The organism is Providencia sp. PROV040 (assembly GCF_032706145.1).
Taxonomy (GTDB): Bacteria; Pseudomonadota; Gammaproteobacteria; order Enterobacterales; family Enterobacteriaceae; genus Providencia; species Providencia hangzhouensis.
The window spans coordinates 417,083-434,420 of record NZ_CP120530.1 but is presented as its reverse complement, the minus strand read 5'-3'; the positions used below and the strand labels follow the sequence as shown (position 1 = coordinate 434,420).

Annotated in this window: 17 protein-coding genes and 1 riboswitch; of the genes, 10 read left to right on the top strand and 7 right to left on the bottom strand. The window is 42.8% G+C overall.

The window, feature by feature from the left end; translation table 11 throughout:
- Positions 1-132 precede the first annotated feature (132 nt).
- Positions 133-357, bottom strand: a complete 225-nt coding sequence (locus P3L40_RS01945; protein WP_144140726.1) for a hypothetical protein — start codon at positions 355-357, stop codon at positions 133-135.
- A 301-nt stretch (positions 358-658) separates the two neighbouring features.
- Here P3L40_RS01945 and purH point away from each other — a divergent pair, with 301 nt between their 5' ends.
- The gene (gene purH, locus P3L40_RS01940; RefSeq protein WP_004264527.1) at positions 659-2,248 is read left to right on the top strand and encodes a bifunctional phosphoribosylaminoimidazolecarboxamide formyltransferase/IMP cyclohydrolase; all 1,590 of its coding nucleotides are present in this window, start codon (positions 659-661) and stop codon (positions 2,246-2,248) included.
- A 17-nt stretch (positions 2,249-2,265) separates the two neighbouring features.
- Positions 2,266-3,549 carry a phosphoribosylamine--glycine ligase gene (gene purD, locus P3L40_RS01935; RefSeq protein ID WP_196732785.1) on the top strand — a complete coding sequence of 428 codons (1,284 nt, stop codon included), beginning with the start codon at positions 2,266-2,268 and terminating at the stop codon, positions 3,547-3,549.
- 341 nt (positions 3,550-3,890) lie between these two features.
- Here the strand turns inward: purD and P3L40_RS01930 are convergent, their stop codons facing one another.
- From P3L40_RS01930 to nudC, 6 genes are all read right to left on the bottom strand, one after another.
- Complete coding sequence (locus P3L40_RS01930) at positions 3,891-4,535, bottom strand: DUF1481 domain-containing protein (protein ID WP_316928005.1); 645 nt, start codon at positions 4,533-4,535, stop codon at positions 3,891-3,893.
- Between the two features lie 71 nt (positions 4,536-4,606).
- Positions 4,607-4,879, bottom strand: a complete 273-nt coding sequence (locus P3L40_RS01925; protein WP_004264522.1) for an HU family DNA-binding protein — start codon at positions 4,877-4,879, stop codon at positions 4,607-4,609.
- Positions 4,880-5,078: 199 nt separating this feature from the next.
- Positions 5,079-5,666: a YjaG family protein gene (locus P3L40_RS01920; protein WP_210853525.1), complete on the bottom strand. Its 588-nt coding sequence runs from the start codon at positions 5,664-5,666 to the stop codon at positions 5,079-5,081.
- Positions 5,667-5,740: 74 nt separating this feature from the next.
- Complete coding sequence (nfi, locus tag P3L40_RS01915; RefSeq protein WP_210853532.1) at positions 5,741-6,412, bottom strand: deoxyribonuclease V; 672 nt, start codon at positions 6,410-6,412, stop codon at positions 5,741-5,743.
- Between the two features lie 109 nt (positions 6,413-6,521).
- Positions 6,522-7,586, bottom strand: a complete 1,065-nt coding sequence (hemE, locus tag P3L40_RS01910) for a uroporphyrinogen decarboxylase (RefSeq protein WP_102140166.1) — start codon at positions 7,584-7,586, stop codon at positions 6,522-6,524.
- A 92-nt stretch (positions 7,587-7,678) separates the two neighbouring features.
- Complete coding sequence (gene nudC, locus P3L40_RS01905) at positions 7,679-8,470, bottom strand: NAD(+) diphosphatase (protein ID WP_210853524.1); 792 nt, start codon at positions 8,468-8,470, stop codon at positions 7,679-7,681.
- 249 nt (positions 8,471-8,719) lie between these two features.
- On the opposite strand from nudC, the gene P3L40_RS01900 reads away from it, so the two are divergent.
- From P3L40_RS01900 to thiE, 8 genes are all read left to right on the top strand, one after another.
- Positions 8,720-9,772 (top strand): ABC transporter substrate-binding protein, encoded by a 1,053-nt coding sequence (locus P3L40_RS01900; RefSeq protein WP_102140168.1) that lies wholly within the window; start codon positions 8,720-8,722, stop codon positions 9,770-9,772.
- Between the two features lie 27 nt (positions 9,773-9,799).
- Positions 9,800-10,615 carry an alkaline phosphatase family protein gene (locus tag P3L40_RS01895; RefSeq protein ID WP_166268087.1) on the top strand — a complete coding sequence of 272 codons (816 nt, stop codon included), beginning with the start codon at positions 9,800-9,802 and terminating at the stop codon, positions 10,613-10,615.
- Complete coding sequence (locus P3L40_RS01890) at positions 10,615-11,517, top strand: ABC transporter permease (protein ID WP_166268085.1); 903 nt, start codon at positions 10,615-10,617, stop codon at positions 11,515-11,517. Before P3L40_RS01895 ends, P3L40_RS01890 begins: the two co-directional genes overlap by 1 nt.
- Positions 11,507-12,337: an ABC transporter permease gene (locus P3L40_RS01885; protein WP_231068780.1), complete on the top strand. Its 831-nt coding sequence runs from the start codon at positions 11,507-11,509 to the stop codon at positions 12,335-12,337. Before P3L40_RS01890 ends, P3L40_RS01885 begins: the two co-directional genes overlap by 11 nt.
- Positions 12,337-13,353 (top strand): ABC transporter ATP-binding protein, encoded by a 1,017-nt coding sequence (locus P3L40_RS01880; RefSeq protein ID WP_210848953.1) that lies wholly within the window; start codon positions 12,337-12,339, stop codon positions 13,351-13,353. Before P3L40_RS01885 ends, P3L40_RS01880 begins: the two co-directional genes overlap by 1 nt.
- An 18-nt stretch (positions 13,354-13,371) precedes the next feature.
- Positions 13,372-14,034 carry an HAD family hydrolase gene (locus tag P3L40_RS01875; protein ID WP_210853523.1) on the top strand — a complete coding sequence of 221 codons (663 nt, stop codon included), beginning with the start codon at positions 13,372-13,374 and terminating at the stop codon, positions 14,032-14,034.
- Positions 14,035-14,415: 381 nt separating this feature from the next.
- A riboswitch (TPP riboswitch) is annotated at positions 14,416-14,528 on the top strand.
- 143 nt (positions 14,529-14,671) lie between these two features.
- Entirely contained in the window at positions 14,672-16,651 is a 1,980-nt protein-coding gene (thiC, locus tag P3L40_RS01870; RefSeq protein ID WP_102140174.1) for a phosphomethylpyrimidine synthase ThiC, read from the top strand.
- Complete coding sequence (gene thiE, locus P3L40_RS01865; protein ID WP_210853522.1) at positions 16,644-17,309, top strand: thiamine phosphate synthase; 666 nt, start codon at positions 16,644-16,646, stop codon at positions 17,307-17,309. The genes thiC and thiE overlap by 8 nt, the downstream gene beginning before the upstream one ends.
- The last annotated feature ends 29 nt before the right edge of the window (positions 17,310-17,338 follow it).

Genomic DNA, 17,338 nt, shown 5'->3' with positions numbered 1-17,338 from the left:
ACCTTATTTCATATATATGAATTAACGTGTTAGTCACTCTTCAAGACTTAAAATCAAATATTTTTTGATAGTGTCCTGTGAGTGCCCACACAGATTGTCTGATAAATTGTTAAAGAGCGTTGCAGCTTTTCTTTATGAAAACCAACCTTTCGGTCGTTGCTGCGAGGAGGCGTATATTACGTTTTCCTCCGTGAGAGTCAAGCAATTTTTTGCTTTTTCTTTTTCAGAATCTCTCGCTGCCGTTTCAGTGTTCATCGCGCTTTGCGTTGTCTTGTTCCCGGTCAGTGGATGCGCATTATAGGGAGTCAGAAAAATCTGGCAACCCCTTTTTTGCATTTTTTTATTCAACTGCTGCATTACACAGCAAAACCCCTACTTATACCGACTTATACACGAAGTTATCCACAACATGAAAATAATTTAAAAATTATCGCGCATTACGCAAACGTTTGCGTTACAATTAGCTCGAAATTTCGGCATTGATTTTGTTTTTATGTTCTGAAATTGTTAGTGACTTATATATTGTTATAGGGAAAGCTGGCCAATTCCGCTTTGCTTTCATCAATAGATATAATAGGTATATAAGAAAAGCTCTTTGAGTTTTTACTGACTGATATTCGTTATTGCCTTATTTATTCAAATCCAAGGGATCTATCTCATGCAACTGCTTCGTCCTATTCGTCGTGCCCTGCTTAGTGTGTCTGATAAAACAGGGGTTGTTGAATTCGCTAAGGCGTTATCTCAACGTGGTGTTGAGCTTCTATCTACTGGCGGTACTGCAAAGTTACTTGCTGAGTCAGGACTAAACGTAACTGAAGTTTCAGATTACACTGGGTTTCCTGAAATGATGGATGGTCGAGTGAAAACATTGCACCCGAAAGTGCATGGCGGAATTTTAGGTCGTCGCGGTACTGATGATGCCATTATGCAACAGCATGATATTGCCCCTATCGATATGGTTGTTGTTAATCTGTACCCTTTTGCCCAAACAGTGGCAAAACCAAATTGCACTCTTGAAGATGCTGTAGAAAATATTGATATCGGTGGCCCAACCATGGTGCGCTCCGCGGCTAAAAATCATAAAGATGTAGCAATTGTGGTGAATAGTAATGACTATCAAACCATCATTGATGAAATGGATAACCACGAAAACTCGCTAAATTGGTCGACTCGGTTTGACCTCGCAATAAAAGCTTTCGAACACACTGCTGCTTATGACAGCATGATTGCGAATTACTTTGGTGAATTAGTTGCCCCTTATTATGGTGATACGACCCAACCTTCTGGCCGTTTCCCTCGCACCTTGAATTTAAATTTTATAAAAAAACAAGACATGCGTTATGGAGAGAACAGCCACCAAGATGCTGCTTTTTATATAGAAGAAAACCCAAAAGAAGCTTCTATTGCAACTGCACAACAAATTCAAGGTAAAGCCCTGTCTTATAATAATATCGCTGATACCGATGCGGCTCTTGAGTGTGTTAAATCATTCGAAGAACCTGCTTGTGTAATTGTCAAACATGCTAACCCTTGTGGTGTCGCTATCGGTGATTCTATTCATACAGCTTATGATAACGCATTCAAAACTGACCCAACGTCTGCTTTTGGTGGCATTATCGCGTTTAACCGTCAATTAGATAAAGAAACCGCTCAAGCGATCATTGACCGCCAATTTGTAGAAGTCATTATCGCGCCTTCTGTTGCTAAAGATGCATTGCCTATTCTTGAGACTAAACAAAACGTTCGCGTACTTGAATGTGGCGAATGGAGCAAACCAGTTGCAAGTTTAGACTTTAAACGCGTGAATGGCGGTTTATTAGTGCAAGACCGTGACTTAGGAATGGTTGAAAAAGAAGAACTTCGCGTTGTGACTAAGCGCCAACCAACTGAACGCGAGCTAAAAGATGCGTTATTCTGTTGGAAAGTCGCAAAATTTGTGAAATCCAATGCTATCGTTTATGCCAAAAATGATATGACTATCGGTATTGGTGCAGGGCAAATGAGCCGTGTGTACTCTGCAAAAATTGCAGGTATTAAAGCCGCAGATGAAGGCTTAGAAGTCGCTGGCTGTGCAATGGCCTCAGATGCCTTTTTCCCATTCCGCGATGGTATTGATGCCGCCGCTGCTGTTGGAGTAACTTGTGTAATCCAACCAGGTGGTTCTATCCGCGATGAAGAAGTGATTGCAGCTGCAAATGAACATGGTATTGCAATGCTTTTCACTAATATGCGTCATTTCCGTCACTAATTATTAGGAGCCTAGTAATGAATATTTTGATTATTGGTGGCGGTGGCCGTGAACATGCCTTAGCGTGGAAAGCGGCTCAATCCCCTTTAGCAGATAAAGTGTATGTTGCCCCGGGCAATGCAGGCACAGCATTAGAACCATCCCTTGAGAACGTTAATATTTCTGCGACAGATATTGATGGGCTGCTCCAATTCGCTAAAGAAAAGCAAATTGGTTTAACGATTGTCGGCCCTGAAGCACCATTAGTTATTGGTGTTGTAGATGCATTTAAGGCTGTTGGCTTAACTATTTTTGGCCCAACTAAAGGTGCTGCTCAGCTTGAAGGCTCTAAAGCATTTACTAAGGACTTTTTAGCTCGCCATCATATTCCTACCGCGGCCTATGAAAATTTTACTGAGATTGAACCTGCTTTAGCTTACTTAGATAAAGTCGGTGCGCCAATCGTGATCAAAGCAGATGGCCTTGCAGCGGGAAAAGGTGTTATCGTAGCCATGACTCTGCAAGAAGCAAAAGAAGCTGTTCATGACATGTTAGCGGGGAATGCCTTTGGTGATGCAGGACATCGTATCGTGATCGAAGAGTTTCTTGATGGTGAAGAAGCGAGTTTCATCGTTATGGTAGATGGTGAAAATGTCATTCCAATGGCAACTAGCCAAGATCATAAACGTGTCGGTGATGGTGATACAGGTCTAAATACAGGTGGAATGGGCGCTTACTCCCCAGCTCCTGTTGTGACAGATGAAATACACCAGCGCGTGATGGAACAAGTTATTTATCCAACTGTTAAAGGCATGGACCAAGAAGGAAACCGCTATCAAGGCTTCTTATACGCTGGATTAATGATTGATAAAGCAGGTAACCCAAAAGTTATCGAATTCAACTGCCGTTTTGGAGATCCTGAAACTCAGCCTATCATGATGCGCTTGCAATCAGATTTAGTCGCTTTATGTTTAGCGGGGGCGAAAGGTGAGCTGGCAGGTAAAGATTCATTATGGGATGAGCGCCCTGCTTTAGGGGTAGTAATTGCTGCGGGTGGTTACCCAGGTGACTACCACAATGGCGATGTAATTTCAGGTTTACCAACCACCGAAGCGGCTGATAGTAAAGTTTTCCATGCGGGTACTCGCATGAAAGATGGAGAAGTCGTGACTGCCGGTGGTCGCGTCCTATGCGTAACAGCATTAGGTAATGATATCGCTAAAGCGCAAGCCAAAGCTTATGAAGTGGCAAAAACCATTCACTGGAATGATAGCTTCTACCGCAACGATATCGGTTACCGCGCTATTGCTCGCATAAAATAATACAAAGCACCAAACCATTTACTGAGCTGATAAGAGGAAACTTTTATCAGCTTTTTTATTGTTGTTTGTACTATCAAACAAGCACTCTAAGGATTTCTGTTCGTAGCTAGACGGCAAGGTGACTAGGCTAAGTCACCGCGGCCAACAATGCTGAAGGTCGAAAGGCTACGAGTTGACGAGCAAAAATATCGGCTCTAAGTATTTCAATTCAGAGCTAGGCGGCAAACGAAGATATCTTAGGGAGCATACATAAGTATGTGACCTAAGTAGCTGAGAGCAGCCAACAACGCTATGGATTGAAAGACGACGAGCGGTGGGTCGAAAGACGACGAGCGGTGATATTACAACGAATCTTTAGAAGGCTGCCAGCGGCAAAAATCGGTATCCGCCACCATCAAAAGCTGATTCCCCTCTGAAGACTCCAACCACGCTAAATTTAACTGGGAATGCCACACTTTCGCACGGCTCTGTAACCAATTTTCAGCATAGGGCTCGAAGGTTACTTCTCGCACATCACCTTCACAAGTCGTCACTTTGCCTTGTTGCCAACGTCCTTGGTAAAGTTTAACGCCTCCGACAATAAGGGCGGTGTTTGTCTCAAGTACTCGTTCAGCTTCAAAGCGCCAACGCGTGATGTCATCCGTTGAAAGAGGTGTTTTATAGCCGTCTTGAGTACGCTGCATAAAAATAACCTCATTATTTTTATCGAAGCGTAATTGTTCGGTGATATCACCGTTTTTTTGATTCAAGATTTGGCTGCGAATTTGCCACAGATTGCCTGAACGATATTCGAAGAAATTAACGGAAGTGTCTGTACCTTTATAGGGGCTATAAACCACCATTAAGACCAGAGGCTGGCTTTTTGCATTATTAAGTCGCCACATACGAATGACGCCATCATCGGCAATAAAACCACTTGCACTAAACTCAGGGAGCTTTGGTGCATTAGAAGAACAGGCGCTTAGCATTGAGATAGTTCCCAACACCAGCAACCCTTTTTGAATAAACAAAAGGGGTAGTTTTTTACCCCCTCTGGTGATTCGGCTGTACAATGTTCTTATTTTACAGCTTCTTTCAGTGCTTTACCGGCAGAGAAAGCAGGTACAGTTGTAGCAGGAATCTGAATTTCTGCTTTAGTTTGTGGGTTACGACCAGTACGCGCAGCACGATGGCTAACTTTAAAAGTACCGAAACCGACCAGTTGGACTTGTTCGCCTTTTTTCAGCGTTTCAGAAATAGCATTCAGAGTAGATTCTAATGCTGCTTTTGCCTGAACTTTGGTCAGGTCCGCTGATTCTGCGATAGCATCAACTAATTCAGTCTTATTCATAAATTATCCTTACACAGTGTGTTTATCGTTTGCAAAGCATCGAGTGCGTCGGATATGCCAAATTGACAGCCCCTGATACACGCCCCCGATAGCCACTTCTTCTCGCCCCTAAATGTAGACCAGAGTAGGGGCAAATGTGAAGTCTTAGTACTCAGCATTACTGCGTCAAGTCACGTTTTCGATAATGAAAATGCAAAAATCAGCTTAAAGTAATACCTATGTTGCTCACCCCCGCTTCGCGGAGGTCAGATTTTAATCCTTTAATTAACTCTAAGTCGCGCTCTTCACAAGCTGCCAGTAAGCGGAAAATGTCCCACTGGATATCCCACTCTTCTTCAACGGCCAGGATTTCTTTGAGTTCTTCTTCTGTCATTTCCCGCCCTGCTTGAGTCATTTCGAGCATGGCAACCGTACGAATGGATGCTTCGCTAACCAATATCGCGTGTTCGAGGGTTTCACCACTCAATTTCGAATGAATAATTTCACCCAATGCAATACAGGCATCAATAGCTGGATACACACCATACATATCAAAATCATCCGCTGATGGGATAATTTCTTCTAATTTTTCTAACTGACTGTCGAAATTGACTTTGCTATCTTTAATGACCAAAGTTTCCCAAACTAAATCAAGGATGGAACGATAAACTTTTGCATCGGCAAATTCAGTTTGCAGACAAAACATCTGAAAGTTGGGATACATTCTTTCACATAAGCTTGCCATGAAAGTTGTATGTTGCCAGCTTTCTAATTTTTCCAACCTCAAATGAATGGGATTTCTTAACATAATTTCTGACTCATCAATCTTAATACTTCGCAGTTTACCTGAAAATCTGTCAATGCCACATATTTTGCTGATAATTAGCTGATTTTCTCATTCATTCGCTTAAAAAACGTTCGATTTGATGCAATTCCGTCAGCAAAACGTGTTGGTTCAGGCAACCTATAACCCTTTAGACACTGCCTAACCCACTCTAAGGAAGATGAAAAACCGACTTTATGTCCCGGAGAAACATATAATGGTTTGCAGCGTTTTTTACTCCGCAGCACCCAACCGAGTTGATTTTCACCTGCCATTAACGGCTGAACACTTTCGGGTTCTTCACTTAACTCATCTGCATCACCACATAAACGGCTTTTTGCAACACCAATTGTGGCAACATTCGCTTGTAACCCAAAATGGCAGGCAACACCAAAGCGCCGTGGGTGTGCAATCCCTTGTCCATCTACGAGTACTAATTCAGGTTTATTTTGTATTTTTTCCCACGCCGCCATTAACCCAGGGACTTCACGAAAAGAAAGTAACCCCGGTATATAAGGCAATTGAGTCGGTATTCGTGCTATTTGATACTCAACAAGTTCTAACTGTGGCCAAGATAATACAGCTACCACTGCACGCGTAATAGCGCCTTGCTGTTCAAAGCCCACATCCGCTCCACCAATCAGTTTGAGTGGTGGAAGTTCATCATGCAAAATGATTTTTGAAGCTTGCCTAGTTTGTTCTTTTCGTAACAATTGAGTATCTAAAACCATCATGCGTCCATTGCTTATGAGATTAAATTATTCTTAATCATAGATGATAATGGTGTACTTACAAGATTCTATAAATACACCACAAACCTAGAAGATCAATAAACGATAATTATTGATGATATTGGCGGGATAAACGGTGAACTGCATCCACAAATGCACCTGCATGCTCAGGTGGAACATCCTGATGAATACCATGGCCTAAATTGAATACGTGCCCTTCACCTTGGCCGAAGCCAGATAGAATATTTTGCACTTCTTCTTCTATACGCGCAGGTGGTGCATATAACATGGATGGATCCATATTACCTTGTAAAGCGACTTTATCACCAACACGACGACGAGCATCGGCAATTTCAGTCGTCCAATCAAGGCCTAATGCATCACAACCCGTTGCTGCCATTTCTTCTAACCACTGACCGCCACCTTTAGTAAATAAGGTGACAGGAACACGGCGACCATCATTTTCACGAATTAAGCCATCAATAATTTTATGCATATAATTCAGTGAAAACTGTAAATAATCACGCTTAGTTAATACCCCACCCCATGTATCAAAAATCATCACAGACTGCGCACCGGCACGAATTTGAGCATTCAAGTATAAAATGACGCTATCTGCCAATTTATCCAATAACAAATGCAATGAATTTGGGTCTTCGTACATCATCTTTTTGATTTTAGTGAAGGCTTTGCTGCTACCGCCTTCCACCATATAAGTCGCCAGTGTCCACGGGCTACCAGAGAAACCAATGAGTGGTACATTGCCTTCAAGGGCTTTACGAATGGCACGAACTGCGTCCATCACATAACCAAGTTCCATTTCAGGATCAGGAATAGGGATATTTTTTACATCTGCTGCGCTCATAATAGGTTTATGAAAACGCGGACCTTCACCTGTTTCAAAATATAGCCCAAGCCCCATTGCATCAGGGATGGTAAGAATATCAGAAAATAAAATTGCAGCGTCTAATGGAAAACGACGTAATGGCTGCAATGTCACTTCACAAGCCAATTCGGTGTTTTTGCACAGAGCAATAAAATCACCAGCTTCCGCGCGAGTTGCTTTATATTCTGGCAGGTAACGCCCTGCTTGACGCATCATCCATACAGGGGTCACATCTACAGGCTGACGTAGCAAAGCACGTAGATAGCGGTCATTTTTTAACTCAGTCATTATTTACTCCATTATTATAAGTGGCCGCCGCAAATGGCTAAGAGCGAAGTTCATTATTGTATCATGTTAATGATAACAATATCAGCGCTGTGCTATTCCCCCGTTTCATACTCACTTTGACGACACAATGCGACCGTATCTTCAATCAAACGCCTAGCTATTGTGTCTGCCGGTGGGATCAACGGTAAATCATCGTAATGATACCAATTTGCGCTCACCAGTTCCTTCGGGTCTACTTTAATATCACCACTCTCATAATCCGCGAGGAACCCCATCATTAAGGAATGAGGAAAAGGCCAAGGCTGTGAAGAAACATAGCGGATATTTTTCACTTTAATATGGCTCTCTTCCATGACTTCGCGCATGACTGCTTCTTCTAATGTTTCGCCAACCTCGACAAAACCAGCAAGTACCGTAAATAACGGATTTTGCGAATGGCGTCGGTGCTGAGCTAATAGAATATGGTCATCGCGGCGGATCCCCACGATAATGCAAGGGGCGATCTGCGGGTAATAGCGCTCATGACAATGGTCACACAAACACGCCCACTCTGTTTCACTGTGGCGCATCGCAGTACCACAATAACCACAATAACGGTGGGAACGATAGAATTCTGCTAATTGCACACCTCGCCCAGCAAAGCGAAATAAGCCTTCATCTTGCGCAGCAACAATACGGGGAGAAGCCATATCTGATGGCATTTTTTCGGCTATCAACCAGACGATTTCCCCTTGCCACTCACCAATGGGTGTTGCCGTTTTTCCTTCTAACAAATAGTCCTTTGCCATACCTCGAGGAATATCTCCATGAGGTAGCCACAAACGCCCGGAAAAACAGATAAACCACCAACCACTTTCTGTTCCTGATAATTTTAACTTATTCATTTTTCACGTCTTTTGTCAGTTTTTATTGTCGGTAAAATAAATCTATTAATGACACAATATACTTTTTTGACACAAAGTCATTCAAACGTTTGTTTCATTGTTTTTCTTTAGCAATTTTGACACTTTTTAGACGTTCCATTCCATAAAATGTCTAAAAACTGTCATAAAAGGATCAACTAACTGTCACGTCTTAAAATTAGGATGCTAAGTAACCAATACGGTTCACCGTTCTTCAAAAGTGAGAAAATAATGAAAACTATCGTTCCTGCGATTTTACTATCATTGACCGCATCCAGTGTGACATTAGCTGCTGATACTAATTTAACAGAGTTAATCAATGCAGCGAAAAAAGAAGGACAAGTTTACAGCGTTGGGATGCCTGATACTTGGGCGAACTGGAAAGGAACTTGGCAAGACTTAGCGACACAATATGGGTTGAAACATCAAGACACCGATATGAGCTCCGCCCAAGAAATTGCTAAATTTGCCGCAGAAAAAAATAATGCGACGGCAGATATTGGTGATGTCGGTGCCTCCTTTGGGCCTGTTGCCGTACAAAAAGGAGTGACGCAACCTTATAAACCAACAACTTGGTCACAAATTCCTGATTGGGCAAAAGACAAAGACGGTCATTGGGCTTTAGCCTATACGGGGTCTATCGCTTTTATGATCAATAATGATTTAGTAAAAGATGCACCGAAAAGCTGGGATGACCTACTAAAAGGGAAATATAAAGTCACCGTTGGGGATGTTGGGATCGCTGCACAAGCGAATAACGCTGTACTGGCAGCTGCATTTGCGCGTGGTGGGGATGAAAACAACCTAAAGCCTGCTATTGAATTTTTTGCTGAACTCGCCAAACAAAAACGCCTATCCGTTAATGACCCAACTGTCGCAAATATCGAAAAAGGTGAAGTCGAAGTTGGCATATTATGGGACTTTAACGCACTGAATTACCGTGATCAGATCAATCGCGATCGCTTTACGGTTGTGATCCCATCTGATGGCTCCGTGATTTCGGGTTACACCACTATTATCAACAAATTCGCCAAAAACCCTAACGCAGCGAAGTTAGCTCGTGAGTTTATTTTCAGTGATAAAGGGCAAATTAACCTTGCTGAAGGTTATGCACGACCAATTCGTGCACAATATTTAACGTTACCTGATGATATTAAAGCCAAATTATTACCAGAAGAACAATATAAAAATGTTCAACCCATTAAAAATGCAGAAGGCTGGGAAAAATCATCTCGTAATCTCCCTAAAATGTGGCAACAGCAAGTTTTGATCCACCAGCAGTAATCAATGTATTGATTTTAGGAAAAATTAATGTCTGAAAAAGTCATACTTGTTGTCCTAGACGGTTTAAGTTATTCAGTAGCCCATCATTGCATGGGCTATCTCAACGGCTTAATCAAAGCCAACAGTGCAACACTTTACCAATTAGAGTGTGAGCTTCCTTCGATGTCTCGCCCTTTATATGAATGCATACTGACGGGGGTTCCCCCGGTCAAAAGTGGTATTGTAAATAACCAAATTGTCCGCCTTTCTCACTTTGAGAGTCTCTTTTCCCTTGCTCGTCAAGCTGAGAAAACAACTGCCGCCGCCGCTTATTATTGGGTGAGTGAACTGTATAACCGGGCTCCTTTTGTTGCCTTACGAGACCGCTTCACCCACGATGACTCACTCGCTATCCAACATGGCTGCTTTTATCAAGCAGACCATTACCCTGATGACCATTTATTTGTCGATGCGGAATATTTACGGACTCAATTTAACCCTGATTTTTTATTGATCCACCCTATGAATATAGACGACACAGGGCACAAGTTCGGTTTTGATTCGCCCCAATATCGTAATGCAGCACGCCATGCAGATATTATCCTGTCGAATTATATTCCTACATGGGTTGAGCAAGGCTATCAAATCATGATCACGAGTGATCATGGTATGAATAATGATCGTAGCCATGGTGGAACACTCCCCGAAGAGTGTTTAGTACCATTGTTTGTGGTCGGTTCGCAGTTTTCTCATCAACCCTGCAATATTGAGCAGACAGCAATTTGCGGAACCATTTGTCGTTTACTCGGTGCCAACTCTCTCGATAAACCGGTTTGTGATGCGCTATTACGAGGAGATTTGTAATGGCTGATATTCCTGCCCCCTGTGAACAGACATACCAACAACAGGGAAAAATTGCCATGTTGAAAAAACGCTTTGCTCGTTTTCATTGGCGCGCTGCACTTCTACTTTTGCCATTCTTTGTGTTGTTTAGTTTATTCCAAATCGCCCCAATGATTTGGGTGCTCATTAATAGCTTTATCTACGAAGAAGCATGGTCATTAGGTAACTATCTTGAAGTATTCAATAATGATTTTTACTTGCAAGCGTTTGAAAATACCTTATGGCTTTCCATTATTTGTAGTGTGATTGGCTTATTTATTTCCAGTATCACGGCATTTTCCATTTATAAAATGCAAGGGAAAATTCGCCGAATAATGATCTCCTTCACCACCATGGCCAGTAATTTCAGCGGTGTTCCCCTTGCTTTCGCATTCATTATTATTTTGGGCTTCAATGGGGCGATTACCTTACAACTTAAATCATGGGGGATTATCGAAGATTTTAATATATACAGCGCCAGCGGCTTAATGCTGTTGTATGTGTATTTTCAGATCCCATTAGGTGTGTTGTTGCTCTACCCCGCCTTTGACGCACTAAAACCGGAGTGGGAAGACGCAGCGAAAACGATGGGTGCAAGTAAGCTGACCTATTGGTTAAAAGTCGCTATTCCAGTGCTTTCTCCTGCTTTACTTGGCACTTTTATTATCTTAATTGCTAATGCAATGGGCGCATACGCCAGTACTTATGCGTTAACGAGTGGTAATTACAACCTTGTGACTATCCGAATTGCCAGTTTAGTTTCTGGTGATTTATTTCTCGAACCGAATATGGCTGCTGCGTTATCAATGCTACTTATCGCTATCTTAGCTTTTATCACTGCCATCCATCATTGGTTAATCAAGCGGAGCTACCATGCAAAATAATAATGCGATTAGCCCAGCCATAACCAATGGCAATAAACCCTCTGGATTATTACTTCATAAGTTAGTACTAATCAGTGTTGCTAGCCTACTAGCGTTACCTATTATTGCCACATTTTTGTATTCCATCGCCAGTTCTTGGGGAGCCACTGTGCTACCTGACGCCTTGTCCATCAAATGGTATCTACAATTATGGCAAGACCCGCGTTTTCTCATGGCGTTTGGTCGTTCATTGATTATTTGCTTTGGTACATTACTGGTTAGCACATTAATTATTTTACCGATGACGTTTGCAGTATTTTATCGGTTCCCCAAACTCAAAGGGGTAATGGATTTACTGATTATTTTACCCTTTGCGATCCCGCCTGTGGTCTCATCGGTGGGCTTGCTGCAAATATTTGCCGATGAACCATTCATGTTAGTTGGCACCCCTTGGATCCTGATTGGTACCTATTTCACCATCACGTTACCTTTTATGTATCGTGCGCTTGCGAATAGCTTCCAAGGCATTAATTTACATGACTTAATGGATGCAGCACATTTACTCGGTGCCAGTACTTTCCAAGCCTTCATGATGATTGTGTTACCCAATATTCGCAAAGGTATGTTGGTTTCATTATTAATTTCATTTTCATTTTTAATGGGTGAATTTGTGTTTGCCAATATCCTTGTGGGAACACGCTATGAAACTTTGCAAATCTATCTTTTCAATATGCGACAAACCAGCGGACACTTCACTTCTGCCCTGGTGATGTCTTATTTTCTATTTACCTTATTGCTGACGTGGTTAGCAATGCGATTAAATCGTTCAGGAGATGAATGATGAGTTATGTTATTGCGGAAAATTTAGCCAAATCTTTTGGCACTAATCAGGTATTTGCTGATATTCAATTTACTATCGAAAAAGGTGAATTTATTACCCTACTAGGGCCAAGTGGTTGCGGAAAGTCTACCTTATTACGCTGTATTGCAGGGCTTGAACAACTTAATCATGGTGAACTTTATATTAATCGCCAGAATGTAACCTACCAAGCCGCGCAACAACGCGGAGTGGGTATGGTGTTCCAAAGCTATGCGTTATTTCCCAACATGACTGTGGTTGACAATATCGCGTTTGGTTTAAAAATGCGTAAAATTGATAGCCAAGCGAGATCTAAAGCAGTCGCTGAAGTGATTGAATTAGTTGAATTGCAAGGCAAAGAACAACAATTTCCTCATCAACTGTCAGGGGGACAGCGCCAACGCGTTGCGCTAGCAAGAGCATTGGTGATGAAACCACAAATTTTGTTACTTGATGAGCCGCTTTCCGCTCTTGATGCACGCATTCGCAAGCACTTACGCCAGCAAATCCGCCAAATTCAACGTGAGTTAGGCTTAACCACAATTTTTGTTACTCATGATCAAGACGAAGCGATGATTATGTCTGATCGTATTTTTCTTATGAATAAAGGCCAGATCGTGCAAAGCGATACGGCAGAGAATATTTATACCCAACCGGCAACAGAGTTTGTTGCTCGGTTTATGGGGCACTACAACCTTGTTGATTCAGAAAAAGCCAATACAATGTTAGGCCTTAATTTACAAGGTACACTGGCTATCCGTCCTGAGTCTATATATGTCAAAGAAGCGGGGCGCCAATATGGTAGCCATATTTCTCACCCTGTTGATGCCGTGATATTGGACCATCAATTGCTCGGCAATATTATTCGTTATAGTGTGAATACCCCTGCAGGTGATATGACGGTGGATTTACTTAACCGCTCATCTGAGCGTTTATTTGAACCAGGAACTCACCTTCAACTTATGTTTAATAAAAATGAAATTCGCACACTTAGTTAATCAGTGAATAGGAATATAATGCAAAACCAACTGGCCATTTTTGACTTAGATGATACGTTAATTCAAGGTGATAGCAGCGTATTGTGGACACAATACCTGTGGGATAAACAAATCATCAGTAATCCGCAATTTGTGGAAGCGGATAAAGCCATGATGGCGCAATATAATGCAGGTACATTAGACATGCCAACTTACTTACGTTTTAACCTGCAGACTCTCGCCAATGTAAAAGCTGAGCAAGTAGATATCTGGTTGGATGATTTTGTACAAAGTGTGATTTTACCGCGGATCTACCCTGAAGCGATTAGAACGATCGCAAATTATCGAGCCAAAGGGATCCCAATTATTGTGATCTCCGCAACTGTTTCATTTATTGTGAAAAAAATTGCGGATCAACTGGGTGCAGATATCGCAATGGGGATCGATATCAAGCAACAAGATGGCTGCTACACCACAGAAATTGACGGTATCCCAACCTTTAAAGAAGGCAAAGTCAAACGCCTATTAGATTGGATCCGCCACCAGCCGATCACTGACGCCTATGTGTATTTCTACACCGACTCCGCTAACGATCTCCCAATGTGCCAATTTGCCGATGAAGTATTTATTATCAACGGCGACGAACGCCTAACGCAAGCCGCACTCAAACACAATTGGCCACGACATACTTGGGGTTTGTAAGCCCAATTTTAATTTCAAACTTGGTTTTAATTTTGGTTTTAACTAACTAATCTTTTCAAAGGTTCCTCTAAATTATTCGTGCTAGAGGAAGGAGATAAATAGAATTATCCCGATGAGCATACATAAGTATGTGATTCGGGTAAATCTATGAAATCGACGCACCTATCGCGCGAAGAATAACAAGGAAATAACCTAATTCCACTTTAATTTCCTCTTTCCTCTAAATTATTCAAGTGAGAAGAAGGCGGCAAGCGAGGATATTCCAAGGAGCATACATAAGTATGTGACTTGGGTAGCCGAGAGCAGCCAACGCACTTATCGCTTGAAGAATGACGAGGAAGCACTTATCGCTTGAAGAATGACAAGGAAAGCTTATACTGAAACCTCTTGTCGGAGTGCCTAGTATGCATACGCATCAGGCTGAGACCGTTAATTCGGGATCCGCGGAACCTGATCGGGTTAATACCCGCGAAGGGAACAAGAGTAATCACTCAGCGTCATTTCACCCCACTATATTTGGTGAAAAATTCAGCGCAAGCCTTTTTATTACTCCTCCGAACTCCTGACAAGCAACTTTCTTTCGATAAACCCGCTACTCACTAAACTGTGATAGCCGTGACAATGTCAGGAAATTGCTATGTCCAATAATACAGAACAAAATATCATCCCTACTGCTGATTTATCGCCACAAGCAGCCCCGGCTCGCACCCGTAAAGCTCAACGTGATGCCGCTGAAACCTTTATTAATACCGTTTCTGGCGTTTCGTTTCCTAATTCACAGCGTATTTATTTACAAGGTTCTAGAGACGATATCCAAGTCCCGATGCGAGAAATCCAACTCTCTCAAACCTTGATCGGGGGCGATAAAGACAACCCACAATTTGAAGATAACGAACCCGTTCCTATCTATGATACATCCGGCCCTTACGGCGACCCAGTTTCTGAATTAAATGTCCATAAAGGCCTTAAAAAAATTCGTGCGCCATGGATAAGTGAACGTGCTGATACCGAACCTGTCGAAAATTTAAGTTCCGATTTTACCCAACAACGTCTCGCTGATGCAGGCCTTGACCATCTGCGCTTTAACAACCGCCCCCACCCATTAAAAGCCCAAACTAACAAGTGTGTTACCCAATTACACTATGCACGAAAAGGTATCGTAACCCCTGAGATGGAGTTTATTGCAATCCGTGAAAATATGGGGCGTGAACGCATTCGTGGCGAAGTTTTATTACAACAACACCCAGGGCAAGGCTTTGGCGCAAATTTACCGGAAAATATTACCCCTGAATTTGTTCGCCAAGAAGTGGCCGCGGGTCGTGCCATCATCCCAGCCAATATCAACCATCCCGAATCGGAGCCGATGATTATTGGTCGCAATTTCTTGGTTAAAGTGAATGCCAACATTGGTAATTCATCGGTCACCTCATCCATTGAAGAGGAAGTGGAAAAACTGATTTGGTCGACGCGTTGGGGCGCAGATACGGTCATGGATTTATCCACTGGCCGTTATATTCACGAAACTCGCGAATGGATTTTACGTAATAGCCCTGTGCCGATTGGAACAGTACCTATCTACCAAGCGCTCGAGAAAGTGAACGGTGTCGCTGAAAATCTTACGTGGGAAATGTTCCGTGACACATTATTAGAGCAAGCAGAGCAAGGCGTCGACTACTTCACTATCCACGCTGGCGTATTATTACGTTATGTGCCAATGACCGCCAAACGCCTAACGGGGATCGTCTCTCGCGGTGGTTCCATCATGGCAAAATGGTGTTTATCTCATCACCAAGAAAACTTTTTATATGAAAACTTCCGTGAAATTTGTGAAATTTGTGCCGCTTACGACGTTTCCTTGTCATTAGGAGATGGCCTGCGCCCAGGTTCAATCCAAGACGCCAACGACCAAGCACAATTTGCTGAGCTCCATACCCTTGGCGAGTTAACCAAAATTGCATGGGAATATGATGTCCAAGTGATGATCGAAGGCCCTGGTCACGTGCCAATGCAGATGATCCGCCGTAATATGACGGAAGAACTCGAGCACTGCCATGAAGCGCCTTTTTATACCTTAGGCCCACTCACTACCGATATTGCACCGGGTTACGACCACTTTACCTCTGGTATTGGTGCCGCCATGATCGGCTGGTTTGGTTGTGCAATGCTGTGCTACGTCACCCCGAAAGAGCATTTAGGCTTACCAAATAAAGACGATGTTAAACAAGGGCTAATCACTTATAAGATCGCAGCTCACGCCGCTGACCTTGCTAAAGGCCACCCCGGTGCGCAAATTCGTGATAATGCCATGTCCAAAGCCCGTTTTGAATTCCGTTGGGAAGACCAATTTAACTTGGCATTAGACCCTGAAACTGCTCGCAAATATCACGATGAAACCTTGCCACAAGCTTCTGGAAAAATTGCCCATTTCTGCTCAATGTGCGGACCAAAATTCTGTTCGATGAAGATTTCCCAAGAAGTCCGTGATTACGCAGCCCAAAAAGAAGCAAACGAAAAAGAAGCAGGTATGGAACAGATGTCTGAGGCCTTTCGTGCCCATGGCAGCGAGCTCTATCACGGAGCTGAAATTGTGAATGCAGAGGTGAATGAAAATGCCTAAATTGCCTAATGCTATTATAACGCCAACATCACCCTTTCCAGAGACTGAACAACACCTTGGGCTTTACCCCGTTGTGGATTCCATTGAATGGATTGAACGTTTGCTTGATGCAGGTGTTTCCACAATCCAATTGCGTATCAAAGACAAATCTGACGCAGATGTGCGTGATGATATTCAAAAAGCCATCGCTTTGGGTAAAAAACATAATGCACGTTTATTCATTAACGATTACTGGCGCTTAGCCGTTGAGTTCGGTGCCTATGGCGTACATTTGGGCCAAGAAGATTTGGAAACGACCGACTTACTGGCAATACACCAAGCTGGGCTACGGTTAGGAATATCAACGCACGATGAGCATGAACTGGCTATCGCAAAATCCGTGCGTCCTTCTTACATTGCTATGGGGCATATCTTTCCAACACAAACGAAAGAGATGCCATCTTCGCCTCAGGGTTTAGAAACACTTAAAGCCATGGTGGAAGCAACGCCTGATTACCCAACGGTCGCCATTGGTGGGATTTCTATTGATAAAGTCCCTGCCGTGCTAGCAACTGGAGTGGGCAGCATCGCGCTGGTCAGTGCGATTACCAAAGCAGATGATTGGCTAGCTGCAACAGAAACCTTGCTGAATTTAATTGAGCGCAATACTGCCAACTAGCCAATTTTTAATCACATAACTCGCCCTGC

What these genes read in the sequence shown, in the direction of transcription:
- P3L40_RS01925 (WP_004264522.1), bottom strand. Translation starts at nt 4,879, where the DNA reads ATGAATAAGACTGAATTAGTTGATGCTATCGCAGAATCAGCGGACCTG.
- purH (WP_004264527.1), top strand. Translation starts at nt 659, where the DNA reads ATGCAACTGCTTCGTCCTATTCGTCGTGCCCTGCTTAGTGTGTCTGAT.
- nudC (WP_210853524.1), bottom strand. Translation starts at nt 8,470, where the DNA reads ATGAATAAGTTAAAATTATCAGGAACAGAAAGTGGTTGGTGGTTTATC.
- P3L40_RS01900 (WP_102140168.1), top strand. Translation starts at nt 8,720, where the DNA reads ATGAAAACTATCGTTCCTGCGATTTTACTATCATTGACCGCATCCAGT.
- P3L40_RS01945 (WP_144140726.1), bottom strand. Translation starts at nt 357, where the DNA reads ATGCAGCAGTTGAATAAAAAAATGCAAAAAAGGGGTTGCCAGATTTTT.
- thiE (WP_210853522.1), top strand. Translation starts at nt 16,644, where the DNA reads ATGCCTAAATTGCCTAATGCTATTATAACGCCAACATCACCCTTTCCA.
- P3L40_RS01880 (WP_210848953.1), top strand. Translation starts at nt 12,337, where the DNA reads ATGAGTTATGTTATTGCGGAAAATTTAGCCAAATCTTTTGGCACTAAT.
- P3L40_RS01885 (WP_231068780.1), top strand. Translation starts at nt 11,507, where the DNA reads ATGCAAAATAATAATGCGATTAGCCCAGCCATAACCAATGGCAATAAA.
- P3L40_RS01920 (WP_210853525.1), bottom strand. Translation starts at nt 5,666, where the DNA reads ATGTTAAGAAATCCCATTCATTTGAGGTTGGAAAAATTAGAAAGCTGG.
- purD (WP_196732785.1), top strand. Translation starts at nt 2,266, where the DNA reads ATGAATATTTTGATTATTGGTGGCGGTGGCCGTGAACATGCCTTAGCG.
- hemE (WP_102140166.1), bottom strand. Translation starts at nt 7,586, where the DNA reads ATGACTGAGTTAAAAAATGACCGCTATCTACGTGCTTTGCTACGTCAG.
- P3L40_RS01895 (WP_166268087.1), top strand. Translation starts at nt 9,800, where the DNA reads ATGTCTGAAAAAGTCATACTTGTTGTCCTAGACGGTTTAAGTTATTCA.
- P3L40_RS01875 (WP_210853523.1), top strand. Translation starts at nt 13,372, where the DNA reads ATGCAAAACCAACTGGCCATTTTTGACTTAGATGATACGTTAATTCAA.
- thiC (WP_102140174.1), top strand. Translation starts at nt 14,672, where the DNA reads ATGTCCAATAATACAGAACAAAATATCATCCCTACTGCTGATTTATCG.
- nfi (WP_210853532.1), bottom strand. Translation starts at nt 6,412, where the DNA reads ATGGTTTTAGATACTCAATTGTTACGAAAAGAACAAACTAGGCAAGCT.
- P3L40_RS01890 (WP_166268085.1), top strand. Translation starts at nt 10,615, where the DNA reads ATGGCTGATATTCCTGCCCCCTGTGAACAGACATACCAACAACAGGGA.